The organism is Rhizobium sp. OAE497 (assembly GCF_040546565.1).
Lineage (GTDB): Bacteria > Pseudomonadota > Alphaproteobacteria > Rhizobiales > Rhizobiaceae > Rhizobium.
Genome location: NZ_JBEPOA010000003.1, coordinates 365,001 through 390,957, shown reverse-complemented (window position 1 = coordinate 390,957; position 25,957 = coordinate 365,001). Strand labels below are relative to the sequence as shown.

25 protein-coding genes and 4 pseudogenes are annotated in these 25,957 nt (G+C 58.8%); 14 read left to right on the top strand and 15 right to left on the bottom strand.

Annotated features, from left to right (window positions below; genetic code table 11):
- Positions 1-4: 4 nt before the first annotated feature.
- Both ABIE40_RS28440 and ABIE40_RS28435 read right to left on the bottom strand, forming a co-directional pair.
- The gene (locus ABIE40_RS28440; RefSeq protein ID WP_199628665.1) at positions 5-802 is read right to left on the bottom strand and encodes an alpha/beta fold hydrolase; all 798 of its coding nucleotides are present in this window, start codon (positions 800-802) and stop codon (positions 5-7) included.
- A 322-nt stretch (positions 803-1,124) separates the two neighbouring features.
- On the bottom strand, positions 1,125-1,637 hold the full coding sequence (locus ABIE40_RS28435) for a ferritin-like domain-containing protein (RefSeq protein WP_183795934.1): 513 nt from the start codon (positions 1,635-1,637) through the stop codon (positions 1,125-1,127).
- Positions 1,638-1,944: 307 nt separating this feature from the next.
- Here ABIE40_RS28435 and ABIE40_RS28430 point away from each other — a divergent pair, with 307 nt between their 5' ends.
- Entirely contained in the window at positions 1,945-2,256 is a 312-nt protein-coding gene (locus ABIE40_RS28430; RefSeq protein ID WP_199628561.1) for a DUF982 domain-containing protein, read from the top strand.
- A 177-nt stretch (positions 2,257-2,433) separates the two neighbouring features.
- Here ABIE40_RS28430 and ABIE40_RS28425 read toward each other — a convergent pair whose 3' ends face one another.
- Complete coding sequence (locus ABIE40_RS28425) at positions 2,434-2,967, bottom strand: GNAT family N-acetyltransferase (RefSeq protein ID WP_199628562.1); 534 nt, start codon at positions 2,965-2,967, stop codon at positions 2,434-2,436.
- Between the two features lie 48 nt (positions 2,968-3,015).
- On the bottom strand, positions 3,016-3,276 hold the full coding sequence (rpsU, locus tag ABIE40_RS28420; RefSeq protein ID WP_199628666.1) for a 30S ribosomal protein S21: 261 nt from the start codon (positions 3,274-3,276) through the stop codon (positions 3,016-3,018).
- 188 nt (positions 3,277-3,464) lie between these two features.
- Between rpsU and ABIE40_RS28415 the strand changes: the two genes are divergently transcribed.
- The 6 genes and pseudogenes from ABIE40_RS28415 to ABIE40_RS28390 form a co-directional block, all read left to right on the top strand.
- Complete coding sequence (locus ABIE40_RS28415) at positions 3,465-4,034, top strand: YcxB family protein (RefSeq protein WP_199628563.1); 570 nt, start codon at positions 3,465-3,467, stop codon at positions 4,032-4,034.
- Between the two features lie 322 nt (positions 4,035-4,356).
- The gene (locus ABIE40_RS28410) at positions 4,357-5,502 is read left to right on the top strand and encodes an MHYT domain-containing protein (RefSeq protein WP_354541209.1); all 1,146 of its coding nucleotides are present in this window, start codon (positions 4,357-4,359) and stop codon (positions 5,500-5,502) included.
- Positions 5,483-6,682 carry a putative bifunctional diguanylate cyclase/phosphodiesterase gene (locus ABIE40_RS28405; protein WP_354541208.1) on the top strand — a complete coding sequence of 400 codons (1,200 nt, stop codon included), beginning with the start codon at positions 5,483-5,485 and terminating at the stop codon, positions 6,680-6,682. Before ABIE40_RS28410 ends, ABIE40_RS28405 begins: the two co-directional genes overlap by 20 nt.
- A 150-nt stretch (positions 6,683-6,832) precedes the next feature.
- Positions 6,833-7,798, top strand: a complete 966-nt coding sequence (locus tag ABIE40_RS28400; RefSeq protein WP_199628565.1) for a cyclic di-GMP phosphodiesterase — start codon at positions 6,833-6,835, stop codon at positions 7,796-7,798.
- Positions 7,799-7,854: 56 nt separating this feature from the next.
- Positions 7,855-8,265 (top strand): low affinity iron permease family protein, encoded by a 411-nt coding sequence (locus ABIE40_RS28395; RefSeq protein WP_199628566.1) that lies wholly within the window; start codon positions 7,855-7,857, stop codon positions 8,263-8,265.
- A 351-nt stretch (positions 8,266-8,616) separates the two neighbouring features.
- Positions 8,617-8,894 (top strand): annotated as a pseudogene (locus ABIE40_RS28390) (thiamine pyrophosphate-dependent enzyme); the annotation flags it as partial.
- A 104-nt stretch (positions 8,895-8,998) separates the two neighbouring features.
- On the opposite strand, the gene ABIE40_RS28385 reads toward ABIE40_RS28390, so the two are convergent.
- The 3 genes and pseudogenes from ABIE40_RS28385 to ABIE40_RS28375 form a co-directional block, all read right to left on the bottom strand.
- Positions 8,999-9,700, bottom strand: coding sequence for an MgtC/SapB family protein (locus tag ABIE40_RS28385; protein ID WP_199628567.1), 702 nt, complete (start codon positions 9,698-9,700; stop codon positions 8,999-9,001).
- Positions 9,701-9,723: 23 nt separating this feature from the next.
- A pseudogene (locus tag ABIE40_RS28380) lies at positions 9,724-10,582 on the bottom strand (SDR family oxidoreductase).
- Between the two features lie 72 nt (positions 10,583-10,654).
- The gene (locus tag ABIE40_RS28375; protein WP_199628569.1) at positions 10,655-13,090 is read right to left on the bottom strand and encodes a membrane-bound PQQ-dependent dehydrogenase, glucose/quinate/shikimate family; all 2,436 of its coding nucleotides are present in this window, start codon (positions 13,088-13,090) and stop codon (positions 10,655-10,657) included.
- Between the two features lie 389 nt (positions 13,091-13,479).
- Here ABIE40_RS28375 and ABIE40_RS28370 point away from each other — a divergent pair.
- Positions 13,480-13,664 (top strand): annotated as a pseudogene (locus tag ABIE40_RS28370) (SDR family NAD(P)-dependent oxidoreductase); the annotation flags it as partial.
- 124 nt (positions 13,665-13,788) lie between these two features.
- A pseudogene (locus tag ABIE40_RS31070) lies at positions 13,789-13,887 on the top strand (cysteine hydrolase); the annotation flags it as partial.
- 5 nt (positions 13,888-13,892) lie between these two features.
- Here ABIE40_RS31070 and ABIE40_RS28365 read toward each other — a convergent pair.
- Entirely contained in the window at positions 13,893-14,132 is a 240-nt protein-coding gene (locus ABIE40_RS28365; protein ID WP_210341159.1) for a DUF982 domain-containing protein, read from the bottom strand.
- A 322-nt stretch (positions 14,133-14,454) separates the two neighbouring features.
- On the opposite strand from ABIE40_RS28365, the gene ABIE40_RS28360 reads away from it, so the two are divergent.
- From ABIE40_RS28360 to ABIE40_RS28350, 3 genes are all read left to right on the top strand, one after another.
- On the top strand, positions 14,455-14,685 hold the full coding sequence (locus tag ABIE40_RS28360) for a hypothetical protein (RefSeq protein WP_199628570.1): 231 nt from the start codon (positions 14,455-14,457) through the stop codon (positions 14,683-14,685).
- Between the two features lie 135 nt (positions 14,686-14,820).
- A complete protein-coding gene (locus tag ABIE40_RS28355; RefSeq protein WP_199628571.1) occupies positions 14,821-16,533 on the top strand; it encodes a helix-hairpin-helix domain-containing protein in 1,713 nt (570 codons plus the stop codon).
- Between the two features lie 443 nt (positions 16,534-16,976).
- Positions 16,977-17,210: an SOS response-associated peptidase family protein gene (locus ABIE40_RS28350; RefSeq protein WP_354541207.1), complete on the top strand. Its 234-nt coding sequence runs from the start codon at positions 16,977-16,979 to the stop codon at positions 17,208-17,210.
- Positions 17,211-17,236: 26 nt separating this feature from the next.
- On the opposite strand, the gene tnpC is transcribed toward ABIE40_RS28350, so the two are convergent.
- The 6 genes from tnpC to ABIE40_RS28320 all read right to left on the bottom strand — a co-directional run bounded on the left by tnpC (position 17,237) and on the right by ABIE40_RS28320 (position 23,298).
- Complete coding sequence (tnpC, locus tag ABIE40_RS28345; RefSeq protein WP_199628572.1) at positions 17,237-18,892, bottom strand: IS66 family transposase; 1,656 nt, start codon at positions 18,890-18,892, stop codon at positions 17,237-17,239.
- A gap of 45 nt (positions 18,893-18,937) precedes the next feature.
- Positions 18,938-19,285: an IS66 family insertion sequence element accessory protein TnpB gene (gene tnpB, locus ABIE40_RS28340; protein WP_008536653.1), complete on the bottom strand. Its 348-nt coding sequence runs from the start codon at positions 19,283-19,285 to the stop codon at positions 18,938-18,940.
- Positions 19,282-19,692: an IS66-like element accessory protein TnpA gene (gene tnpA / locus ABIE40_RS28335; RefSeq protein ID WP_199628573.1), complete on the bottom strand. Its 411-nt coding sequence runs from the start codon at positions 19,690-19,692 to the stop codon at positions 19,282-19,284. The genes tnpB and tnpA overlap by 4 nt, the downstream gene beginning before the upstream one ends.
- Positions 19,693-20,009: 317 nt before the next feature.
- On the bottom strand, positions 20,010-21,128 hold the full coding sequence (locus ABIE40_RS28330) for an IS110 family RNA-guided transposase (protein WP_199628574.1): 1,119 nt from the start codon (positions 21,126-21,128) through the stop codon (positions 20,010-20,012).
- Positions 21,129-21,412: 284 nt separating this feature from the next.
- Positions 21,413-22,597, bottom strand: coding sequence for an MFS transporter (locus tag ABIE40_RS28325; protein WP_199628575.1), 1,185 nt, complete (start codon positions 22,595-22,597; stop codon positions 21,413-21,415).
- A 185-nt stretch (positions 22,598-22,782) separates the two neighbouring features.
- Positions 22,783-23,298 carry a divalent metal cation transporter gene (locus tag ABIE40_RS28320; RefSeq protein WP_354541206.1) on the bottom strand — a complete coding sequence of 172 codons (516 nt, stop codon included), beginning with the start codon at positions 23,296-23,298 and terminating at the stop codon, positions 22,783-22,785.
- A 143-nt stretch (positions 23,299-23,441) separates the two neighbouring features.
- Here ABIE40_RS28320 and lov point away from each other — a divergent pair, with 143 nt between their 5' ends.
- Positions 23,442-24,491, top strand: coding sequence for a blue-light-activated histidine kinase (gene lov / locus ABIE40_RS28315; RefSeq protein WP_354541205.1), 1,050 nt, complete (start codon positions 23,442-23,444; stop codon positions 24,489-24,491).
- Between the two features lie 225 nt (positions 24,492-24,716).
- Here lov and ABIE40_RS28310 read toward each other — a convergent pair whose 3' ends face one another.
- The gene (locus ABIE40_RS28310; protein ID WP_199628578.1) at positions 24,717-25,064 is read right to left on the bottom strand and encodes a DoxX family protein; all 348 of its coding nucleotides are present in this window, start codon (positions 25,062-25,064) and stop codon (positions 24,717-24,719) included.
- Between the two features lie 139 nt (positions 25,065-25,203).
- Here ABIE40_RS28310 and ABIE40_RS28305 point away from each other — a divergent pair, with 139 nt between their 5' ends.
- Complete coding sequence (locus ABIE40_RS28305) at positions 25,204-25,782, top strand: TetR/AcrR family transcriptional regulator (RefSeq protein ID WP_199628579.1); 579 nt, start codon at positions 25,204-25,206, stop codon at positions 25,780-25,782.
- The last annotated feature ends 175 nt before the right edge of the window (positions 25,783-25,957 follow it).

Here is a 25,957-nt window from a genome sequence, read left to right as displayed (position 1 = left end):
TTCATCAGGCGGCGGCCACGAATGTCTCGATGGCGGCCACTGTTTCCTGAGGGTGGCTGAGGTTCGGGCAATGACCCGTCGCCTTCATCAGGACAAGAGTGCTTTCGGGCAGTTTGGCGTGCAGGTAGTGACCGACCGCGACCGGGGCGATGACATCCTCCGCGCATTGCAGGATCAATGACGGAACCTTCACCTGGTCGAGGTCGGCGCGATTGTCGGCCATGAATGTCGCGCGGGCGAAATGCTTGGCGATTTCCGGGTCGGTTTTGCAGAAACTGTTGGTCAGTTCCTCAGAGAGTTCCGGCCGGTCAGAATTGCCCATGATCACCGGCGCCATCGCCAGCGACCAGCCCATATGATTACTGTCGAGAAATTCCAGCAGTTCATCGACCTGTTGTCGGCTGAACCCGCCCTGGTAATCGAGGTCGTCGATATATCGTGGAGACGGCCCGACGAGCACCAGCCTGGAAAGCAACGTCGGCGCCTTTGCTGACGCCAGCACGCCCATCATCGCACTGACGGAGTGACCGACGAAGATGCCGTTCTCGATCCCGAGCTCCTGCCCGATCTCGACGATGTCGGTGGCATATCCATCCAGGGTGCTATATTTCTCGAAATCGTAGGCGGAGAGATCTGACCCCCCGGCGCCGACATGGTCGAACGTCACCACGCGAAAACGGTCCGCGAATTGCGGCGCGACGTACCGCCACATGTTCTGATCGCAGCCGAACCCGTGGGCAAACAGCATCGTTTGTGCCCCGTCGCCAATGGTCTTCACGTTGTTGCGATTGATGACTGACATGGAAAGCTCCTTGGTCTGGCAAGCGATCGGCTTGCACGCGACCTTGAGCCGCATTTCTGTTCCGGGTGTAATATTGTCAGCTCGCTATTTTAATCAAGTCTACGGCTGGTGGCGCTACGCCAGGCCCCAGTTGGGGTTCAGTGTCTTTGTCCGCTCAAGTAGGGTAGTTATCATCCGGCTCTTCGGATTTGGTCCCTGGGCAATCGACTTCTTCAATGCATCCATGATGTTGATGACGTTGCTCTTGTCCTCGTTGCCGTATGTCGGCACATCGGGACCGGCCGCTTAACGTGATGCGGCCGGCCCTGGCGGAGAAACGTTCCTAGACCTTTGCCTTTTCACCCGCCTCCCGGAGCGACAGGAACTTCGTCGTCACCGATACCAGGTTCTCGTCAAGCCATTGCGCCATGGCTTTCTCCTCGGCGAGATTGGACTGCAGCGCGGTCATCGCGGCGCCGAAGCCGCCGACCTCGGCGACTGTCAGCAGCGACTTATAGGCCGCCATCTCGAAATTCTCGAAGGCGAAATTGGCGAACGAGTTCTTCAGGATCTCGTCTCCCGCCATCGTGTGGCCCATCGCCGCCATTGCTCCGGTAAACGAGAGGGCCATGTCCTTGATCGAGGAGTGGTCCTCGTTCAGGCCGTCCAGAACCTCTTCGATGCGCAGGATCTGTCCCTCGGTCTCCCGAATGTGCTGGTCGAGCTTTGCGGCGACCTCCGGGTAATTTTCAATCCGGGAAAGCTGCGGTTTCATGATCGAAAGAGCCTGGTTCTCCATGGCATGCGCGTTCTTCAGACCGGTTACAAACACTTCACGGGTTTCATTGTCAGACATCGTCTTCTCCTTTTGTATGAGAAGGCCAAACTCATGCAGCTCCTCGTTGTTCCGGGTTCGTCGACACGTGATGAGCGGCGCGTGTGCACTTCCAAAAGCCAGCTGCTGGAGACCCCTTGCCCCGATGTCGGCGACCGACGCGGTGCATCCAAACGCCGCTCACTCACCCAATTTGCGGGTAAGTTTACTATAACGGACGTCCACTCTGCATTGCTTTCAGAAGCCGGAGCTGACCCTTGAACCGCTGTCGCTGACCTGCAATATTAGTTAATGACGATGTAAGGTGGCTGGGAAGGAGGAAACCAAGATGCCGCTGCTTGATGTTCGATGGGACCGTCCTGTTAGGATCCGGCTCCAGTGCGGTCTGGAGCACACATTCACCAGCATCTACGATGCCCTGGATTTTCTGGAATACGAATGGCCGACACGACACGGCCAACGGTATGACCAGGCGGTAAAACGATGCCGCCGCGCCTTAAGCGGTGTCATTCCAGCGGCGATCGCGCGAGAGGGTTTCGTAGCTGCTTGCCTGGAGGCTGGCTTGCCGCTCATACCGACTTCAAGACCCGAGGCGCCCGTTGAGGTCCAGATACCATGGGAAGTCATGCATCATCGCTAGCACGGCGGTGGAGACCATGACCTAGGCTGCCTTGATTGCATCGAGGATCTCCTGCTGGGAATAGCGCGCTTATCAGCGGCTAACCTTCAGCGGATGTCCTGAAGGCGCTCGGTCCGCAGCGCAGCGGAAGGGCGGGTACCACGTTACCTGGAAGGCGCGGCAAGTATTCCGATTATTTTAAACACGCCCCGCGACGACCCATTCACTCCGCAACAGCCCCATCATAACCGTATCCCATCGTTCAGTGCCGACTTTCACGGATGAGCGGCGCGTTCCCTCATGTGAAAAGCCCAGGCGCATGTAAGCCCTGATGGCAGCCTCGTTCCAGGAGAAAACGTTTAGCTCGACACGTTCAATCTGCGGATGGCCGAATGCCTCCGTGAGGACGAGCGTAAGCATGACGCTAGCTTTGCCAGTCCCGCGCAGCTGTGGCGCGATTGCGATCCGCGCAAGCCGAGCCACGCCGTCATTCCAATCGATCGCGAGCTGTGCATGGCCGACGACTTCATGTTCGTCCGAGACCGCCATCCAGCAATAGCGCCGAGGTGGTGACATTTCCGTTTCTTGGAGCATCGCCGCGAGTTGTGACGGCGTCACCGGATACGTCGGCCCGGAGCCCGCCCATTGCGTGACCTCTTGCTGATTGTGAAACCAGCTGATGAGAAGCGGGAAGTGCTCCTGGCCGAACGGGATCAGTGAAAGCTGAGACATCCGATCACCGGTTATAACCCGCTTTACTTGACCTGGAGACCGCAAGCGTCACTTGGCCCCGGGCTGTGTTGGCGCGAGTTTTAACTTTGCCTTCCTCGAGGAGCTGATCCCCAATTCGCGGTTCAGCTTTTTCTGCGCGAGCTTGCGCGTGCGACGAATGCCTTCAGCCTTTTCCCGCGCACGCTTTTCTGACGGCTTCTCATAGTGCTCGCGAAGACGCATTTCCCGGAACACGCCCTCCTGCTGCAATTTCTTCTTCAGGAAGCGCAACGCCTGGTCGACATTGTTCTCACGCACTAGGATTTTCAAGTTCGGCTCCTCGACGGATATCGGTTCGAACCCTTCTAACAGCCCATCAAGAGCGGGTGAAGTCGGGGATGAGTTTTCAGCGACAATATCCGTAGGCGAGGACTGGCGGCTGCCCGGATTGTCTTTCAGACGCATCGGATTGTGACTACAACTACACATGAGCGTTTTGCAAAATGGGCAGCAGTCATATGGACGTGAAGTCGCACCGAATATTTCAGATCACCTATACATTGACGCGCTGGGACTATGCCGCAATGGCGCGAGCCCTGACACGGCGGCCCTGGCAACGAAGCCTGGTCACAATGGTTCTTTGGCTCTTCGCCGTTTGGTGCCTCATGGTCTTTTATACCAACGTATATAATCCAGTCGTCATGGTTGAAGCCATGGTAGCCGACGGTTCAATGCTGTGGATGGTCGGCGGCCTTGCCATCGTCTTGCTGGTGTCCCTTGCTACCCATTGGCTCGCTTGGGGCGCCTCGTTTCTGTCTTACCGGCAGATCGCCTCCGCCAACGCAACCATCACCACAACATTGAGTGACGACGCCATTCGCGTGACGTCCAGCGTCGCGGACTCAACGGTTCCCTGGACGACGGTGAAGCGCATCATCCGCGAGCGGAATTACCTGATGCTGCCGATCTCGAAGCGGGAAGCGTTTATCTTGCCAAGACGCGGCTTTGCGACGCAGCAGGAATTCGATGACGCCTGCCGTTACGCGGCCGCCCGTCATTCAACTGTGGTCATGGAATCAGAAGTCTGATGGCGTGCAGTGGGAGCACCACGAGAAGCCGCACGGGCTCGAAGAGCTGCGCGCGGCGCTGAACGCCGTCACGGTCGGCAATGTTGCGCCGGCGGGTTGAAGTGGTGACTTAGCGCCAGAGCCAAGTGAAGGGCCGGCAGACCTTTGCCTTTGCGCTGGCTTTCCAGAGCTGGCGACATCCTTAGAGGATGCAACCAGGGTGTCAGCTTGCTGGTGATGCCTCTAAGAGGAAAGGAACAATGCGGGCGGGTCGTTAAATCTGTATCGAGTTTTCTAAACTTTGCTTAGACCCCACATGAGACTTTGCCGGCCGGAGGCGCACATGATCCGACTGGTTTCCTGCATCACTGAACAGCACAGCTGGCCGCTTCTTCTGGTCGCCGTCTGCGTCTGCGCCGCTGGCCACCTCGCGGCGGTGTTCATGCTCTCGCGGGCGCGCCAGTGCGTTAGGGCGCACCGGAACCTTTGGCTGACTGTGGCGGGATTAGTCATTGGCGGCAGCATCTGGGCGACGCATTTCATCGCGATGTTGTCCTACAGCATTCCAGTTACCTATCGACTGAGCGAGACTGCGCTCTCCATCGTTGTTGCTATCGGCATTTCCTGTCTGGCCACCTTTGCGTCCTTTTATGTCTCCGGACGGCAGGGCGCTTTGACTGCCGGCGCGCTGCTCGGGCTCGCAATCGCAACCATGCATGCCGTCGGCCTGACCGCCATCCTCGGGACCGCGTTGATCGAGGCCGATCTGGCTACGACCATTACCGCGTGGGCCGTCGGCGGGATTTTTGCCATTGGAGGGATGCTACTCCTGTCCCGGAAGATGACGAGCTTGTGGCTTGTCGGCGCAAGCCTGCTCTTCGTCGCTGCGGTCTGCGGTCACCACATGATCTCGATGAGCGGTCTTCAGGTCATTCCGCTGTATACGGACGTGGGAGAGGCGCTGACCTTCATCGACCGGGTGGGTATTGCCGTTGGCGTCTGCGTTGTGTCGAGCCTGCTGATCGCGACCGGGATTGCGGCGCTGGTCATCGATCGGCATCTTACTGATGTCAAAGGTCTGGCGAACGCGACCTTCGAGGCAGTGGTCCTGACCCGGGACGGCCAGATCGTACACGCAAACGAGCGCTTCGCCGCATTGACCGGCCGATCGATAGGCGGGTTAAGATCGCTCCCCCTCACCGACTTATTGACCGATCGCAATGGCATTAGAGGCTCGTTAACGTCAGACGCCGGATCGGTCCCTGTGGAAATCGTCGAGGGCGTCATCGAGTATCGGGGCCGCGAGACCAACGTTTACGGGCTACGAGATCTCACGGAACGGCTTGAAGCACACCGGCAGCTTGAGCATCTTGCTTCACATGACGCCTTGACCGGCCTCTTGAACCGGCGCGCCTTCAATGAGCGCGCGGAGCAAGCGGTAAACACTGGCATCTGCAGACGAAACAGAATTGGCGTTCCTGACCCTTGACCTCGACCGGTTCAAGTCGATCAACGATACCCATGGCCATGCGCACGGCGACAGGGTACTCCAGCAAGTTGCTGAGGTGCTCAGATCGTCTTTCGATGCACCAGCCATCATCGGAAGGCTAGGCGGCGACGAGTTCGCTGTGCTGCTGCCCGACGCGGATCTTGAACTCGCGCAGACGACGGCGGCCGCTTTCACGGAGAAGTTCAGGTCTGCATTCGCCATCCATGACAAAGCCGGCGCACTAGGGGTCAGCGTCGGCATCGCCACCTTTCCCGCGCACGGGACGAACCTCAGGCAGTTGCAGACAAGTGCGGATGCCGCACTCTATCGCGCCAAGCTCGACGGAAAGGGCAGGGTTTCCGCTTTCGACCGCTTCCTGAATCAGGAGATGCGGGAGCGTGCTCGCCTGGAGACCGAGCTAAGGCAAGCCGCCGAGGAAGGCGAGCTATTCTTGCTGTACCAGCCGATCGTCGACCGCGTCTCTGGCCTGACGATAGGCCGGGAGGCGCTGTTACGCTGGCGGCATCCTCGTTACGGCGTCTTGTCGCCTTCGGTGTTCATCAAAGCTGCGGAGGAATCCGGCAGCATCGTGGAGATAGGTCGCTGGGTTCTGCAAGAGGCCTGCCGAAAGGCTGTTCAGTGGAATGAGGAGTTCATCGCGATCAACGTCTCGGCCCGCCAGCTGTTGAGCCTTGACCTGTTGAGCCACGTCACGGCCGCGCTGGACGCAAGCGGACTGAGCGCCGACCGGCTTGAACTGGAAATCACTGAGACGTCGCTTCTAGAGGATCGTCCGGAAGTGGCCCAGAATCTGGCCGCGCTCAAGGCCCTGGGCGCGAAGATCGTCATGGACGATTATGGCAGCGGCTACTCTTCGATGACGAACCTCAGGCGCTATGCCTTCGACAAGATCAAGATCGATTGCGCCTATGCCGCGGCGCTGAACGATGATCCCGTCGCGGAAGTCATCATCGATTGTGCCGTGGCGCTAGCCCGCAGCCTGGGTTTGGCCGTGGTGATCGAAGGTGTCGAAACCGAAGAGCAGCGCCTGCGCCTGGTTCAGAAAGCACCCGATCAACTGCAAGGCTTTCTTTTCGGCCGTCCGGTTCCCGACCATGTTCTATCCTCGACTTCCTTTGCAAGGAAACGCGAGGCGGCTGAGTGGCGGCTACCGCACTGATGATAATACCGCACTGCTGAGAACGACCTGAGCTAACAGCTTCTCTTCCACCTTAAATATAACCTTTGACGGTTCACACTTCCTGAAACAAAAACGGGTTCTCTCACAATTATTCATTCATCTTCTGATATTGGACGCGGGCCGTTAGAAATGCTGAAAAGAATCCGGCTACAGGAATTGCGGGTAGGGATGTTCATCGAGGAGGTTGAGAGCGGCAGCCAGGTGCAGTCGATGCTGTTCAGCCCATTCATGGTTTCGTCAGCCTCTGATTTACGCCGCATGTTGAACAGCAACGTGATGACCCTCGTCATCGACGTCGGGAAAGGCCGCGATACCGAGCGCTACGCTGTACCGACACAACCCTTCGATCGAGCGCATTTCGAGGCCATGCTCCTTCAAAAATTCTCGGCGGGCGACGTCAGCCGGGCGAAGCGCTGTATCGAGGAGACGAAGCCCCATATCCGCCAGGTTCTAAGTGATGCGCGGATCAAGGGCGGCATTGCCTCTGAAGCGGCGGATGTCGCGGTAGAACGGATCATGTCAGCAGCGTCGAGAAACGCGGGGGCATTGATCGGGGTCGCGAAGCTCAAGGAGAAGGATGAGATTACATTCCTCCACTCGCTCGCGGTCAGCGCCTTGATGATCAGCTTCGGCCGCGCTCTCGGTCTTACGGAGGGGGATGTGCGGATCCTTGGGCTTGGCGGCCTCGTGCATGATCTCGGGAAGATGGCGCTTCCAGATGGCATCCTGAAGAACACCGGCAAGCTGACCGGTCAGGAAATGGAACTCGTCCGCCTGCACCCGCAGCGGGGTTACCATCTGGTATCGAGCCTTCCAGACACGCCCCGCTGGGTGCTGGATATCTGCCTCCACCACCATGAGAAATTTGATGGCTCCGGCTATCCATCGGGCCTGGCTGGAGAGCGGATTCCGTATGTGGCGCGGCTCGCTGCAATCTGCGATGTATACGATGCGTTGACGACCGTGAGGCCATACAAGCAGGCGTGGTCGCAGGCCGAAGCCATTGACATGATGATGAGATCGCCAGGTCACTTCGACCCAACCCTGCTGGCGGCCTTCGTCTCGAAGATGGTGATCAGCGGCACGCTTCACTAAGTCGCATAACCTCTGGTCTGTAACTCGCTACAACGCTTGATCAGGAGGACATCTCAATGGATCGCATATTCGCGAAATTCGCAACCGCGACGGCCCGAGCAACCGGTAGCCCCATCGCCTTTATTCTCTGCGTCGCCGCCGTCGTGATATGGGCGGTATCCGGGCCGTTTTTCGCATTTTCCGAGACCTGGCAGTTGGTGATCAACACCGGCACGACCATCATCACCTTCCTGATGGTGTTCCTGATCCAGAACACGCAAAACCGCGATGGCGCGGCCCTTCAGACCAAGCTCGACGAGATCATACTTTCCTCTGATGCCGAGAATGAATTTATCGGGATTGAGAAGTTAACCGACAAGGAACTTGAAGCGCTTCATCTCCGGTGCGAAAAGTCCGCCAAACGTTCTCAAGCTATCCTGCAGAGGACGCATGCGGAACGAAAGGCGCGCAAAAACAAGTCGAGATGAGGAGGAGGCGTGACACCTCGCGCTGTTTCGAATCTATGCCGAAAAGATGCTTGTTACGAAGCGATAAAGACTTTGGATCCTTGCCATTCGAATATTGCTATAGCTTTCAGGGTCAATCGATGATCGCGGGTAGGACATTGCTCGCCATGATGCTAATAAATCCAGTCTGGTCGTGCGAGACGTTGTGAATGCAAACTCTTCGCGCAGAAGCTTACCGGATTGTAGCGCCATCCTCCCGGAATGGCGAGCTACCCGAAGGCGCAGACCATGGCGGCGCCAAGCTAAGTCTAATTGTTTCCGGCGTTTCTCTTTTGCTTCACATAAGAAAGCAGCTCGTTTGACAAAAACTGCAGCGATTCCAGCTCCTGTGCGAACTGGTATGCGCGCGATATCAAGATTAGAGCCGGCATGACGGCGTCGCTCTCGGGCGGACTAGCATCGATGGGTGCTGCAGTGCCATCGCTGCTAAATATGCCCATCCGGACCGGCCTGTCATCGGTTTGGTCGGCGATGGCGCACAGATGAATAACATGGCGGAGCTGATCACCGTTTCCAAATACTGGCAAGACTGGGCCGATCACCGCTTCATCATTTGGGTTTTCAAGAACGAGGATCTGAACCAAGTGACCTAAGAACAGCGAGTTATGGAGGGCGACCCAAAATTCGAGGCCTCGCAAAACATTCCCATCACGGTTTGGTAGTCCTCGGCTGCTGACCAGGGCGTTGGCGCTTCTTAAGCCTCGCGACCGAGGACTTCGAATTTCAACAGCATGAACCGCTCCTCCAAGGCGGGCACAATCTCCTGCTCTCGGGCACTGCTGCTGCGCCAGATCAGCTCGAATGTCATCGTATTCGAAGTCTGGCTTTCAGGCCTTTCTTTGCGCACGAACCGCGTCCTCAGCCCCAACTCCTTGCAGGCGTTTTGGATGTCCTCGATTGGGCCGTCGAAAGACACGACCATCTCGGCCTTATGCTTGCGAGGAAGCCAATCATCGACGAGCTTCAGCGGAGACAGGACGATGAGCGCGATGACTGCTCCGGAGCAGCCGACCAATAACTGTCCGCCGCCGAGGCAAAGGCCGATCGCGGTGATGATCCAGAGCGTCGCTGCCGTCGTCACCCCCGAGACCACATCGCCGCGCTTCAGGATCGCGCCGCCGCCGATGAAGCCGACACCCGTCAGTACCCCAAGTGGTAGTCTCAGCGTGTCCATGACCGAAAACGACGCATCAGACTTGCCCACTGTGGCCAGCAGAAGGTTCGCCTGGATCATCGCGATGCAGGCGGCCAAGCCGACAAGAACGGTCGTGCGGAAGCCGGCGGTGTGGCCGCCGATCTCCCTGTTGATACCAATCAATGATCCAGCCAGCACGGTCAGCAACAGGCGGACCGCAATCTCGGCCCATGTCGGTGCCATCGGCATGATGTCGGTCATCGCAAAATCCTAGAGCTCGATGCCTAGATGAACGGTTTCCCGCCAGTGACCGCGATCGTGGTGCCGGACACGTAGCTCGAGAGCGGGTCGGCAAGCATTACATATGCTGTCGCCAGCTCGGCTGGCTGTCCAGGTCGTTTCATTGGCACCTGTTTTCCGAAGTTGGTAACGGCTTCGTCCGTCATCGTCGATGGAATGAGCGGGGTCCAGATCGGACCGGGCGCGACGGCATTGGCGCGGATGCCTTTTTCGGCCAGAAGTTGCGCGAGGCCGCCCGTAAAGTTCTGGATGGCACCCTTGGTCGTCGCATAGGCAAGAAGCGTGGGGTTCGGGTTGTCCGAATTGACGGATGCCGTGTTGATGATGGAGGAGCCCGGCTTCATGTGCGGAATGGCCGCCTTCGTCAGGTAGAACATGGCGTGGATGTTGACTTTGAACGTCAGCTCCCACTCGGCATCGGAAATATCCTCGATGCTCTTGAACGTCGCCTGATGCGCGGCGTTGTTGACCAGGATGTCTATCCCGCCCAGCTCCTTGACCGCGGTGTCAACGATCGCCCGGCAGTGATCCGCATTCTGGATGTCTCCACGAACCAGAACCGCCTTTTGGCCGGCTTTCTCGACGAACGCCTGCGTAGCCTTGGCGTCCTCATCCTCGTCGAGATAAGAGATCAGGACATCGGCTCCTTCGCGGGCATAGGCAATGGCGACCGCCCGGCCAATGCCGCTGTCGCCACCGGTGATGATCGCACGTTTTTCCCTTAAGACGGCCCGACCCCTTATAGCTCTCCTCACCGTGATCCGGCACAGGGTCCATGCTGCCTGTGCGACCCGGCATTGGCTGCTGCTGGGATGGGAACGGGGGTTTTGGATATTCTGGCATGACAGCCTCCTTCGTTCGGGTTGAATGTAGGGGTGATGAACCGCAACGCGTTCCTCATTTCCAGCGACAGGGTCAAGACTTCGGAATGGCGAATGCCATGACGTCGTCACCGTTGCGGGATTGCAGGCCGCCGTGACCGCCGGCAGCGATCACGACATACTGTCGCCCATCCGCGCCCATGTACGTCAGCGGTGTCGCGTTGCCGCCCGCGGGGAGATGGGTCTCCCAGAGAATCTTGCCCGTCCTGCCGTCAAAGGCACGCAGGGCCTGATCGGTGGTCCCACCCATGAAGACCAGGCCGCTGCGGGTTGCGACGCTGCCGCCCATGCTGAATATCCCCGTCGGCAAGCCGAATGGCGCACGCAATCCCGACGGCCCCATGTCACGGGTCGTGCCGACAGGCCGCTGCCAGACGACTTTCTTTGTCAGGAGATCGATAGCCTGCATTTGGCCCCATGGCGGGCGGTTGCAGGGAATGCCGAATATGCCGAACCAAGGCTTTACGACGATCGAAAACGGCGTTCCGTGCTCCGGGTTGTTCTGGAACTCAGGTTGGGGGTATGGCTCGCTCCAGCCTCCCCACGGCTTGAACAGCCCCTCTTTCAGAGCAGCCTGATAGGGCACCATTTGAAGCTGGAAGGGCATGAAGGTCGTGTTGATGTAGAGAAGCTTGCGTTCCGGATCGACAGTCGCGCCGTACCAGTCCGAGGTGCCGTCGAAGGCAGGCCAGCCGATGGTCGGCTTCTCGCCGGGCGGTGTGAACAGGCCGTCATCGCGCATGCGATGGAAGGCGATCCGGCAAAGGAGTTGGTCGACAGGTGTCGCACCCCACATGTCCGCCTCCTGCAGCTTCGCTGCGAGCATCTGCGGCATGCCCGTCGAGAACGGCTGGGTCGGAGAATAGCGCTCGCCCGGAATACTGCCCTGTGGAACAGGCTTCTCCTCGACGTCGGCAAGGGGATGCCCGTCGCGCCGGTCGAGAAGAAAGAGTTGCCCCTGCTTACTCGTCTGGACTAGGGCAGGCGTAATCCCGCCCTTTCCGTCCGGAAGGTCGACCAAAGCGGGGCCGGCCGGGAGATCGAAATCCCAGAGGTCGTGGTGAACCGTCTGGAAGTGCCAGCGTTCTTCGCCCGTGGTGAGGTCAAGCGCTACTAACGAACTCGAATATTTGTCGTCGAAGGGTCGGCGTTCGCCGCCAAAGTAATCCGGCGTGGCGTTGCCCAGCGGCACGAAAACGAGGTTGAGCTTGGGATCGGCGGTGTAGACGCCCCAGCCATTCGGCGTGCCTCGAGTGTAGGTCTCGCCCACGTCAAGCTTCTTGTTGGCGGGTGTCTTGCCCATGTCCCATGACCAAGCGAGCGCGCCCGTATTGGCATTGAAGGCACGAATCACGCCAGAGGGTTCACCGACGGACTGGTTGTCGTAGACCCAGCCGCCGAGCACGATCTTGCCGTTGAGCACCAGAGGTGGTGACGAGATGAAATGAAAGCCCGGCGGCACTGGCCCCATATGGTCTCGAAGGTCGACCATCCCCTGGTTCCCAAAGCCTTCGCAGGGTTTGCCTGTCTCGGCATCGAGTTCGAACAGCCGTGGTAGATCGGAAGCGGTCGAGATGATCCGGGTCTTGCAGGTATCCGACGCGGGAGCCGATGCGGAGGCATCGTAATAGGAGACCCCGCGGCAGGCCTGGTAGACATTGTGAGACATGTCGCCGGCCGGATTGAAACGCCATTTGAGTTTGCCGTCCGTCGCACCGAGCGCCACGACCTCGCGATGTGGCGTGCAGAAGTAGAGCGTGTCACCGACCTTGATCGGCGTCGCTTCAAAGCTGAACTCGTGCCCGCCAGAGTTCTCGCCGGGCCGAGGCAGATCGCCCGTCGAGAACGACCATGCGGGCTTCATGTCCTTAATGTTGTCGGCAGTAATCTGGATCAGTGGCGAAAAGCGGTCTCCTGCAGGGGTGCGACCGTAGAAGTTCCAGGCATCGTCGGGCGTGGCAGGGTCGACCTGTCCGTTGGCGACTGCAGCATTCTGCCAGCCTGACGGATCGCCACTCCTGATATAGCGGGCGTCTGTGATCCAATAGCCGGCTGCAAAAACCAGTACAATGATCGCAGCGCAGACGGCCATCCCCGTCATAGACGCAGCAAGGCTTGATCGCGGGGCCACAGGGCTGCGATCAAGCCGACCATAGACGAGCGGTGACCATATCCAGAGACCAAGGGCGGCTGGGCCGACGAGGCGTGGGATAAGCGCCCAGCCGTCCAGGCCGGATTCCATCAGCGCCCAGGCGATGGTTCCAGCTAGCACCAGCGCATAGACCCAGACGGCCGCCCTGCTGTTACGGAACAACAAAACCCCTGTCAGGATAAGAACGATACCGGCAATAAGGTAATAAGATGTGCCCCCCAGAGCGACCAGCCAGCCACCGAGACCGCCAATGCCTAGTCCCAGAAGAGCGACGACAATGGCCGTGAGGTTGACGATGACGGATACGCGAGGTCGCATGCAAGCTCCGGGGGGAAGTTGGCAAAAGTATGGATCGCCAACTAAACTGGATCGGACACTTCGGATGTCAACGCTCTTCGATACCTACGTTCAGTGGTCGCAGGATTACCAAGGGAGGCATATGTAAGGCGTTTAGCGCAGAGGAAGCTCCTCTATAGCGCGGCGATCAGGATGAGACGAATCTCACCTATATTGCCGCTACGCACTCGTCACGTCGCCATCGAAAGCTTACGCGAGCTCGACGAAGTGGGTAAACGGCCACGTTGACGGTTAAAGCCTCGTGCAAACGCCCTGTCCTGAAGTTGCTGCAGCAGGGCATCGCGACTGGTGTGACAGCGATTGGAGAGGTGGGTGGCTCGGTCCAACTCGATGGCGGCCGATGTCGGCCAGCCCGAAAAGACGATCCCGCCGAAGTTGCCAAGATTGGCTACAAGGCTATGATGAATGGCGAAGGCGACGTCGTTTCCGGATGGAAGAACAAGTTCCAGGCCGCTATTGCGAACGTGACGCCTGCCGGGTTCCTTGCAGAGCAGCTGCGAAGATGGCGGCTCCGGGCACCGCTGAACGGAAATAGTTTCATCGATGAACCGAGGCGGCGTCTCCCAACGATGCCACCCTGAAAGACCGCCTTGGTTCGATGCCCTCCGCCATCAACTAGCGTCGTAGGGACTTCATGATCAATACTCAAAGTCGAGACGATGGATCAAAACGAAAGATCATGGTGCCACCTTTGCATAGACATGCAGCGCATGTTCGCGGAGGGGACACTGTGGCATGTCCCATGGACGGGCCGGGTGCTTCTCTAGTGCGTGCTGAGGTTTGCCTCCTCAGCCGCGGCGAGGAACTGTGAGCGGGCGTCCTCGGCTTCGATGCGCCCAGCGATCGCGCCTCTACATGCGTTGCGAGCCTTAATGAAATGCATTCCTGATTTCATCGGCCACATATCCGTTAAGACGATCATCGCGTCGAAAGGGCCGGTTACAGTGCGATAGCCCAATACGCCGAAACTGACCTCGATCGGTCTATTCCATTTGGCGCTCATGATATGTCTCCTCTATAACGGGCGCTCTTGCGGCGCCTCCCGAAGATAAATGGATCGAAGATCACCTCGATCAAGGTAATTTCTTGCAAATGCAGCGTTCTTCCAACCTTCACACACGATCCCGATCAAACGTGGCGCCCTGGGAACTGGCGGGTGACGTACTGACCGATACGAAGTGAAGGGTGAAGTGAAAGGCGCAGTCATAAGGGTCGGCAACAGCCGCAAGTACGTCGAAGCGGATCTAAAAGGATGATGGATCAGGCGCTCGATAAAAGTGTCGCGGGCTCAGCGCTTGACGCTCGCTCAGGATCAACTCCGACGGATGGCGAACGTCAACGGGCAGAAGTTGACGAAGAATGCGGGTTTGCGCGCAAGCGTCGATGTCTCGAGCGGCGGCCTGCTTTCGATCGCCGCTCTCGTCTCCAGCATACTTCTATCGACGGCTGTTCTCGTCCATGTCGCCACGCGCGACGCCCGGTCGAAAAGCCTGTGGCGGTTGACGAAGCCTCGCTTGGACGCGATCTTGAAGATCGTCTTTGCAATCCACATTTAAGGACTACCACCCGAAACCAACGATAGCCGCGCCGCGAAATGAATTTCGCGTGGTCGCGGCCGTCCGGGTGAACGAGGGCGCTCCCCATGATGGGTCGAGCGCCCTCGGCTTGTCAGATCCCGAAAGCGAGAGCCCTTGTCCGATAAAACCTTGATCGTCTTCCTGCATGGGATCGGTGCCTCAGGCGCGCAGCTGATGCCGCTGGCATCGTCCTGGCGCGCCAGCCTTCCTGGGACGCATTTCGTCGCTCCAGACGCCCCGATGCATCACAGGTACGGACATCAGTGGTTCAGCACGGAGGGCAATCCCCTCGACCCGGAGCGTATAGAAAGCGCCCGAGAAGCATTCGACGGACTTATGAACGACGTCGTCCGGCGCGAAGGGTTCACGGAGGCTCATGATCGGGTCGCCTTCGTCGGCGTCTCGCAAGGCGCCATCGTCGCGATTGATGCAGTTGCCTCAGGGAGGTGGAAGGTCGGCGCACTGGTCGCGTTCTCCGGCCTGCTTCCCCCGCAGCCGGTATCGCCCGCGAGCAACAGCACGCCCGTGCTTCTGGTCCATGGAGAGAACGACACCACCATCCCTCCCATGGCGACGTTCAAGTTCACCGGCGGGGTCTCGAAGTTCAAGGACAAGCTCGTCGAGGGCATGGTCAAGAACAACTACACCCGCGAATTTGCCGAGAAGACATTTACCCAGCTCGAAGGCTTCGGAAGCTACGGTTTCCCAGAAAGCCACGCCGCCAGCTTCGCGCTGATCGCCTATGCCTCCAGCTGGATGAAATGCCACCATCCCGACGTCTTCTGCACGTCCCTACTCAACAGCCAGCCAATGGGTTTCTATAGCGTTGCCCAGATCGTCCAGGACGCCCGGAACCACGGCGTCGAAGTCCGGCCGGTTTGCGTCAACCGCTCCCGCTGGGACTGCACCATGGAACGGATCGGCAATTCCGATCGCTTCGCTGTCCGGCTTGGCATGCGTGTTGTCAGGGGATTGTCCACCAACGATGCAGCGCGCATTATCCTGGCGCGTGCCGAGCATCCGTTTGTCTCAGCCGACGACATGTGGCGACGCTCCGGTGTGTCTCCGTCGTCGCTGGTGAAGCTGGCCGAAGCAGATGCTTTCCTGCCATCGCTGCACCTAGAACGGCGGCAAGCCCTCTGGGATATCAAGGCGCTCCGGGATGAGCCCTTGGAACTCTGGGCGGCCGCCGCTGAGCGCGAGGCCCGGGTGATTGCCGAGATGCAAGAGCCTGGAGTGGCGCTGAAGTCGATGACCGAGGGCAGGGAGGTGGTCGAAGACTATTCGCACACTGGTCTCACCCTGCGAGCGCACCCGGTCTCGTTTCTCCGAAAAGACCTCGACCGGAAAGGCATCGTCACCTGCGCCGAGGCAATGGGACAACGCGATGGAAGATGGTTGTGGACCGCAGGCCTTGTCCTGGTGCGACAGCGACCGGGATCGGCGAAGGGCGTCATGTTCCTCACGCTGGAAGACGAGACCGGCATCGTCAACGCCGTCGTCTGGCCATCGCTGTTTGAGCGCCAGCGGCGGGTCCTGATGACCGCGAGCATGATGGCGATCAATGGCCGTATCCAGCGGGAAGGCGAAGTCGTTCACCTCGTTGCCCAACGCCTGTTCGACTTTTCGACCGATCTGGCAAGCGTGGGTAATCGGGACGGAGGCTTGGGCGACTTCCCGCTTCCGCACGGTCGTGGTGATCAAGTCAAGCATGGAGGAGGGCCGGATCCCCGGGAAAATCCGAAGCCCGTCGTACAGGCGCGCGAGATCTATATCGCTGACCTTCATATCGATAATCTGAAAATCAAATCCAGAAACTTCCACTGAGGAGACCGGTGTGTCGCGCCTGTTTGCAGTCACCAAAAGTCTGGACGAGATTGTCGCGCATTTCGCGGTCGACATCGCGCCGGCGCTTGAGGTGCCGAGCGAAACTGTCGAAGGCACTCCCGGATTGATCGTCCTTGAGAAAGATGGGTTAAGGCTGTTGAAGTCGATCTCATGGGGCTTCCCACGACGGACACGCGACATGCGACGTGAAGGCGAGCCGCCGAGCCGAATAGGTCTCGTTGCTGATCTCACCAATCCGCTCTGGGACCGCATCGTCGTCCATCCCAAATATCGGTGCCTGATCCCGCTTACGCACTTCGCAAACCCCGACGGTGTCAAAGGGGCAAAAACCCGATCGTGGTTTTCGAAGAACCGCCAACCTTTGATGGCCTGGGCTGGGGTTCTGCAAGAACACCCCCGACTTCGGCCCCGTGTTCGCCGGCATGACCATGACCGCCAACGAGAAGATCAGACCGTTCAACGACCGCATGCCTGTTTTGCTAAAAGCCGAGGAATACGAGCGGTGGCTTCACGGTTCGATCGAGGACGTTATTGCATTCCAGTTCCGCGAGCCACCGCCGTCGGATGACTTCGAAATCCTGCATAGCCGCGACCGCTGGCAAAGCGGCGTTTCGCCCTCCAAGGCTTCACCCCGCCGGGACAACATGCTTATGTAACGTAAGCATCCGGTGAAGGCCGCAGGTTAGGCCGCTTGTGCGTTGATAGTCGGCGGTGTCCAATTCCATGGAAGCAGTTGTTCCAGCCTGGTAATCGGCGTGTCGGCGATACGGGCAAGGACATCCGCAAGCCACGCCTGCGGATCGATGTCGTTGAGCTTGGCACTTATGATCAATGTGGCCATGAAGGCTGCACGATCTGCACCGCGGTCTGATCCGGCGAAGAGCCACGATTTTCTGCCGAGTGCGAAGCCTCTGAGCGCTCGCTCGGCCGCGTTGTTCGTCAGGCAAATTTTGCCATCCTCCAGGAATGACGTGAAGCCGTCCCATCGCTTGAGCATGTAGTCGATGGCCTCCGCGACCGGTGAACTGCGTGATAGCTTTGCCCGCTCGGTTTGAAGCCAGTCCCTCAGATCATCGACGAGCGGCAGGCTGTCTCTCTGGCGACGCTCCAGGCGTTGATCGGCCGTAAGTCCGTTGATCTCGCGCTCGATATCGAAGAGGCCGTCGATCCGTTTGACGGCTTCAAGCGCCATAGGCGAGATCGGTGCAGCATTCTTTCCACGCTTGGCGTTCGCGGCAATGTCGGCGAGCACGAAGAATTTGCGCCGCGAGTGTGCCCAACATAGTGCCTGGGTCAGCGGACCGGGATCGCGATCAACCTTGAACAACGGATTGTAGCCGCCATAGGCGTCCGCCTGCAGAATGCCAGTGAAGGTCTTCAGGTGGCGCTCCGGATGCTCCTGCCGTCGATCTCGCGAGGCGTAGTAAAGGGCGGCCGGTGGTGAGAGCCCTCCGAACGGCCGATCGTCCCGGACGTAGGTCCAGATGCGGCCCGTATCAGTCTTTCCTCTGGCCAGAATTGGCACGGTCGTGTCATCACCATGCAGACGTTCGGCAGCAAGAACATGCGCCTCGATCAGGGAGTGGATGGGCTTCAACGCCGCGGCACATGCTCCGACCTGATCGGCCAGCGTCGACAAGCTGAGGTCGACGCCTTCACGGGCATAGCGTTCGCTTTGGCGATTGAGCGGCTGGTGCTGGGCGAACTTCTCGAACAGGATCATCGCCAGCAGGTTCGGCCCGGCAAAACCGCGGGGCGTCACATGGAAGGGCGCCGGCGGCTGCGTAATCTTCTCGCACTCGCGGCAGGTAAACTTCTCTCGAACCGTCTGGACGACCTTCCACTGGCGAGGAACGACCTCCAGGGTCTCGGTGATGTCCTCGCCAAGCTTCGACAGTTTGGTCGATCCGCAGCAGGCGCAATTGGCGGGAGCGGCGATAACGACGCGTTCACGAGGCAGGTGTTCAGGAAATGGCTTGCGTGATGGGCGCTTGCGCTCGAAAGCTTTGACGGCTGAAGCTTTGGCTGCAATCTCCGCCGCCAATTCATCTTCACCGGCGTCTGCCTCGAGTTCCTCGAGCTGCAGTTCCATCTGCTCCAGGAGCCGCGCCTTACGCTCGGACCGGCTGCCGTAGAGTTCACGGCGAACCTTGTCGATCTCCAGCTTCAGCCGAGCGATCAGCGCCTCGGAATGCGATACGAGTGCCTTTGCGCTGGCGGCTTCTGCCTTGGCGGTTGCCGCTTCTGCTTCGGCTGCGACACGCCGAGCGCGTTCCTGGGCCAGCAGTGCGAGGGCACTGGCAAGGTCGTCCGGAAGCTCTTCGGTCACATTGCTCATGACAGGATGGAATCATATTCGACCCTGTCATTCCAGTGTTTTTGCTTATCCGGCCGACGTTGGCCGCCACGTCTTTTGCGGCATCCGCCAGTCGATACCTTCCAGCAGATAACCGAGCTGCGCGGGCGTAATCACCACTGTGCCGTCGGCCGCTGATGGCCAGATGAAGCGTCCACGCTCAAGCTTCTTCGTGAACAGGCAAGCTCCCTGGCCGTCATGCCAGATCACCTTGATCAAACCGCCGCCTCGGCCTCGGAATACGAATAGGTGCCCACACATCGGATCACGCTTCAACGCCTCCTGTACCATCAACGACAGACCCGGAAAGCCTTTGCGCATGTCGGTATGGCCCGTCGCCAGCCAGACCTTCACACCACTCGGAACCGGGATCATCGCAGCCCCACCACGCAATCGAGAATCCGCCCAAGGGCCTCGGTATCGATGTCGCTGTCCACGTGGACACGCCGACCCCGTCCAAGTTCGATCATTACCTCGCTACGCTTCCGACGAGGAAGGGATGTGGTGGGCGATTCCGGTTGAACGGCAGGCACGGCCGGAACCGTTTCGGCCACGATCACCGGCACCAAGGTGGTTGCCGCTCCTGCCGATGGTCCATCGACCTGGCAAAGCTCCCTGCGCCAGCGGAAGAGCTGGCTGACATGGATGCCGGCCGCGCGGGCAATCTCGGAGATTACCGAGTCTGGCTCAAAGCAGGCAGCGACGAGGCGCTCTTTATCTTCGCGTGACCAGCGCCGACGGCGCTCTACGGACGTGATCACCTCAATTGGATGCTTCGTCATATGACTACTCCTCTTATGTTCGTTTACAAGAGGCAGAGACACGACTTTCCCAGCCGCCTCCGGGCGGATACAGCTAGATGACACTATTGAACAAAGTAGGAGGCAGGGCATTTCGACGACGGTTTGCATACTCTTATCCGCGGGTTGGTTACCGCATTTCCGTTTGTTCGTCTGGGGCTGCCTCTGTCTAGTGCCGGGCGTAGAATAAATCTGCCACATAGGAGTATCGAGGATTCCCCACCGCAGCCCTGCCTCCAACTTTGATCAACAGATAATGACTTCGAGGGTGATCTAAGAACGCGTGCCGCGAACCGGTTTCAAGGCTTGCCGAGGGGTGCGACTTCCTGCCCGATCGCCCATATGAAGGCAGCCATTTCTCGCGCGATGGCCGTCACGGCAACCGTTTTGGCCTTTCCGACATTTATCAGTTGTCGGTAGCGAGTGCACAGCCTTATTTGCCCTTTCCACGCAATTGCGCAGACCGACTTCGGAAGGCCTAGCAGTCTTGCGCTGATTGTGGAGCTGATCCTCGCTGGATAGCGGTATGTCCAAGCTCCCTCTATCAGTGCGCGGCGTGCCCGAGCGTTGCCTGCCTTGGTGATCCCTCCGCGCCTGACGCGCTCCCCTGTTGAGCTTTCTGAAGGAACGACTCCGAGATAGGCCATCAACTGACGGGGACTGTCGAAGCGACGGATATCTCCGATTTCGACCACCAACGTAACGGCTGTCATGAACGCGACACCGCGCATCGCTTGGTAGGCGGCGACCACCGGGGCCATTGACCAAGAGGCTGAAGTCTCACCAATCAGCTTGCCCAGTCGATCTAGGCGAACTCCAGCCTCATCAACGGCCTGACAATATTCGACCAGCAGAATTTGATGCGCCGGATGTTCAAATGCTTGGGATGCCAGCCACCGTCCATGCGCTCGGGTCCAGGCTTTGCGTCCTGTATAATATCGGCCGTGACGGAGTAAGAACGAGTGGAGTTGTTGTCGTGCCTGCTTTTGTGCCTCGAAAGCCGCGTCGCGGGCGCGTACCAGGTCACGGACCGCCTCGTGCGCTTCGTCTGGCACCCAGACGGATGTCAACTCGCCGGCTCGATGAAGCCTCGCAAGGCTGATCGCATCGCGACGATTTGTCTTCACCCGATCACCAGCACGTTTTGGCACCAAAGACGGTGCGACAACACTGCATTCGTGACCCAATTCAACGATTTGCCGGTAGAGCCCATAACCAGTAGGGCCGGCTTCGTAGCAGAAGTGGAGTTTAGCCCCGCGTTTAGCCAGCTTCTTGACCATTGCTGAGACGGACGCGGGTTCAGAGGAAATGTCACCCAGAAACCGCACCTCACCGTTGCGTTCGCCGTCGGCAACCGCCACGGAAATCTTCAACTTTGATGTGTCCAGGCCGATGAAGGCTACGTGCTCGCTTGTCATGTCGTCCCTCGCTGGTCGGTAGGTCGCCCTGGCCAATTCCAGAGCCCACACAATCTACAGCGTGGGTGAGCGGCCTTCACCAACGAACATACGGTCTAGTGTTACCACTAGGACTCGCAGTCAGCAGCCCGTCATCGCAAGACGGCCTTCACCGTGGGCTTACTATGTAACCGAGGTATCGTGGCTTCCAGTCGAAAGGTCTGCGAAATGTGTAACTTGTACACCGTCCGTCTGTCCGCCGCGGAAGTGGCCGCGCAACGCAGGCTCTTGATCATCGAGCGACTTTAAGGCCAGGGCTGCTGACCTATCGAGTGTACCGGCTCTCGTCTTCTGAATACGGCGTAGCAAACTACGGCTACGGCGATCGCCACTCCGGTAATTGCAAAGATCAGACGGTAGGTCGTCACAACCGGAAGGGACAGTCCAGCGATCTCACCGAAGACGGCTGACGCGGCTGATACGCCGAGAAAAACGAGCGTGTTGAGCGCTCTAAGCGCTAATCCGCGCTTGCGTGGTGGAATGAGAGTTTGTGCCTCGGTCATCACGAGTGGATGGACGTTTCCCATGGCATAGAGAATGGACAAGCCCGCGCATGCTGAGAAGAAGCTCATATTCGGGAAGAAGGCGACGAGAACAGCACAGGTAACCCCCAACGCGTAAGTCGATATCACGATCAAACGTGCGGAGACCCGCGCGAGGACAATAGGCAGCATGAAGCTGGTGACAATCCCGACGATGCTAATCGCGGTGAGCATCGTCCCTACCCCCGCATCTGGACCGAATACGGAAGTGATGTAGGGTGTCGCCCATGCGTTTCGAAATGTGCCACCGACCGAAAGGGTTAAGCACACAGGGACGAGATAAAGCAGTGGCACCAGCGACCCGCAGCCATGATCGGGATCGCTCTCATCCGCGCTCGCAGGCGTTGGTCCAAGTGCGAGAGCAACCGCTGTGGCAATGACCGCCATTGCGGCCGCCGCCAACCAGCAAGCGAGCCGCCAGCCGAATGCTTCGACGAACCACGTTAGAGGAGCCGCAGACAGCAACGCGCCTGCCGAGCCGACAGCGCTGACGGTGGCGGAAAGCTGTCCCGCCTTTTGAGGCTCGTTCGAGCGCCCGAGATGATAAAGCACACCCATGAATATCGGCGCGCAGCCAATCCCGATGAGGGGCTGGCCCGTGATCGCCGCCCAGTAGCCCGACGAGAGCGCGATGATGGCTGACCCCGCTGCTCCGATCATCATCATTATCGCCATGGGACCACGCACACCCCATCTGTCGAACGATATACCGACCGGGATCTGCAGGATCGAGAACGAGGCGAAGAATGCCGAGGCAAGCCAGCCAAATTGTTCGGGAGAGAGTGATAGATCCGCGGACAGAGCCGGACCGACGACCCCAAAATAGCTGCGGAAATACATGCTCAGCAGAAAGGCGACGGCCAGAACGGGAAGAGCGAGGGCGTTCATCTGCATCCTACGAAGAGAGCGGCGAGGGCGCTATTCAACTTGGAATGCTCGATGCGCCGGCCTTCCAGCCAGTCGGCACTGAATATAACTGCGGTCGAGGCGGCGGGGGGTATGACATTCTGTCAGACTGATGTTTCTGGCCGGATTTGACTTGCAAGGCCATCGTCTCTCTCCGAGACTTTTCGCTATTGGACGAAAAAGCTGACGCCCATACCGATGGCGCAGGCGATCATGACTGCGGTCGACAGCCATCCAAAGACGTTCAGCCAGACGCCGATCGTGTGCTCGCCCATCACGCGCTCACTGGCTGCCATGATCATCATAACGACCATGATCGGAACGGCAACCACACCATTGATGACGGCACTCCAGAACAGTGCATCGATCGGATTGATGCCGCTGAAATTCAGGGCCGCCCCAAGCAGCGTTGCCACTGCGATGGTGACATAGAAAGCTTTGGCGTCCTTGGGTTTGCGGCCCAGGCCGGTTGGCCACCGGAAGGTCTCGCCCAGCCCGTACGCGGCAGATCCGGCCAGCACCGGAACCGCCAGCAGACCGGTGCCAAGGATCCCGATGACGAACAAAATCTCCGCGAACTTCCCAGCGACGGGTTCCAGGGCCTTTGCGGCATCCGCAGAGCTGTTGATATCGGTGATGAATGTCCAGCGAGATGAATGGTTCATCTTCGAGAACCAGCACATGGCCGATGTTCGGGCGTATTTCCATGCCCGGACCGTACGGCCGGTTCTGCGTGCACGCAAGTGACGGTTATTAGTCGGGTGACCTCTGGCTGAAACCATTGTTTCCTCTCGACGTTTTCATGTGGTCTGATTGGGAGGTAACCGTGTCCGAAGCCGAAAAGTCCGATATCCATGGCGATCATCCAGCGGCCGCATCGGGCAAGGGGATGGCCGATCATAAAGAGCTGGCCACTTTCGCGTTTCAGCGGACCCGGATGCCGATGGTCGTTGCAGACGCACGTGAGCCGGATTATCCGATAGTCCTTGCCAATGACGCATTCCTGGATCTTACGGGCTACTCCGCGGAGGAACTGCTCGGCCACAACTGCCGAATGCTTCAAGGCGAGGCCACTTCGAAGACCGCAGTTGCCCAAATCCGAGCGATAATCGCGCAAGAGCGGGAGGGCACTGTCGAGATCCTGAACTATCGAAAAGATGGAAGTACATTCTGGAACCAGCTTTATCTCAGCCCCATCAGGGACGACGACGGCAGGCTCGTCTACTACTTCGCGTCCCAGATCGACGTCACCGAATACCGCAAGATCCAGACGCTGGAGGAGGCAGAACACCGTCTGCTGCTGGAAGTCGACCATCGGACAAAGAACGTCCTTGCTATCGTCGACAGCATCGTCCGTCTCAGCAAATCCGGCGATGCCACGCTCTATGCCGCCTCGGTGCAGCAACGGGTGCAAGCACTGTCGCGCACGCATATGCTTCTTGCCGACAATGGTTGGCAGCAGGTTTTGCTCCGCGACATCGTTAGGCTCCAGGTCGGCGTCTTCGGCGATCGCAACGTCACCATTGAAGGGCCTGACATCATGATCCCGGCGCCTTCCGTACAGCCGGTCGGTCTCGCGATACACGAGCTTGCCGCCAATGCCGCCGTTCACGGTTCTCTGTCGCATCGCGACGGTGGCCTGGAGATCAGCTGGAAAGATTCAGGCGACGGCATCAGTCTTGAATGGCGGGAACTGGGCGGAATGGTGCAAAGGACCGAGCCCGGGAAAGGGTTTGGCAACGTGCTGCTCGGCGCGGTTCTTGAAAGGCAACTCGGGGGCCATATTACCCGCGAATGGGGCAAGGAGGGACTGCGTCTCCTTGTCGAGTTGCCATCCCTCGATCGCGTGGGCCAAGGTCTCAAGTCAAATCCATAAGCCGTGCTCGGCGTCGGTTTCGCAGGAGAAGCGGCGAGGGTAGGAAATGCGATTCCGAGGTCTCGAGAGGCCGCGGATCCGGGCCAATACGTAGTTCCTCGGTCGCGCGGCAATGTTACAGCCGCCTGGGCGAGAGCCAGTGAGCTATCAGACCACACCTGTATCGCTGAAGATCTAACGGACATTCGGCCGTGCTGATGGTTGAGACTGAGGCTTTTTCCGAAGCTATGAGAGCTGGACCCATGCTGCAATCACCAGCAGCAGCAGGAAGATCGCCGGCGGGGGGATGTGACGGTAGTCTCGCGCTCGCACGATAGCGACGATCGCCGCGACCATGTTGCAAACCCCCAACGCCACACCAAGCGTGAAAGTCGGGCGCAGGAGGAGAAGTACGGCCGTCGTGAATTCGAGAAGTGCCGTGACCCAGCACCACCACCATGGAAATCCGTAGCGGACGAATTCTTCCCGGACTGGCTTGCGGGCGGTAGCATTGACGACGGCACCAATCAGAAAGGCTGCCGCGGCAATCACCGTTGCGGCATTCCCGAGTGAAAACGAAATGAGATTGGACATGTGGAAGACCCTAACGGTTCAATAGCATGCTTATGCGATAGCAATGAACATATATATAGCATTGCTATATTCTCAACCGTTGCTTTGTAAAGTTTAGACCGCTACAGTCCTCTCCGCAGATCGAAGAGGGCGGAAGTAATTGGGTATTAGCGAGCGTAAAGAGCGGGAGCGAGCTCAGCGAGAGCAACGGATTATCGCCGCGGCAAGAAACCTTGCCGAACGGGATGGCTGGTCTTCCGTTACCGTCCGACGCCTGGCGCAGGAGATCGAATACAGCCAGCCCGTACTCTACGCGCATTTCGAAAACCGTGACGCTGTCGTTGGAGCGATCGCACTTGAGGGTTTTGGAGAACTTGCCCCGGCATTGCGTGCGTCGGTTCGCAAAGGTGCATCGCCGGCAGAGGCTATGGAAGCCGTCGCCACCGCATATCTCGATTTCGCCTTTGAACGGCCGGCTCTCTATGAGGCCATGTTCGTTCTACCGACCGGACTTCGGTTCGCGAAGTCCGACACGCCCCAGGTACTGCGTGAAACATTCGGAGCCATGATGGCAGTCATTAAGCCGTTTAGCGCCGACCCGGAAATCGCAACTGAAACTTTTTGGGCTGCCTTACACGGACTGGCGGAGCTTGAGCGCCATGGTCGCATCAGGGCCGCCTTCCGAGGGGAGCGGCTGAGGCGTATCGTGGCGATGTTCGCGAATGCGTCGAAATGCTAACGGGAGGCTATGCCATACTCGCTTCTGGCCGGCGAATAGTTGCCTAAAAACGAGGCTGCGGCGAGGGTGGTGGGCCAGGCCGCTGGACGTGCCTGGAAATGGGAAGTTCCTTGTCATCTGTCTCTTCGAATTGATGATCTCAGTATCTTACGTTACCGTCTACCGCATTGGCGAG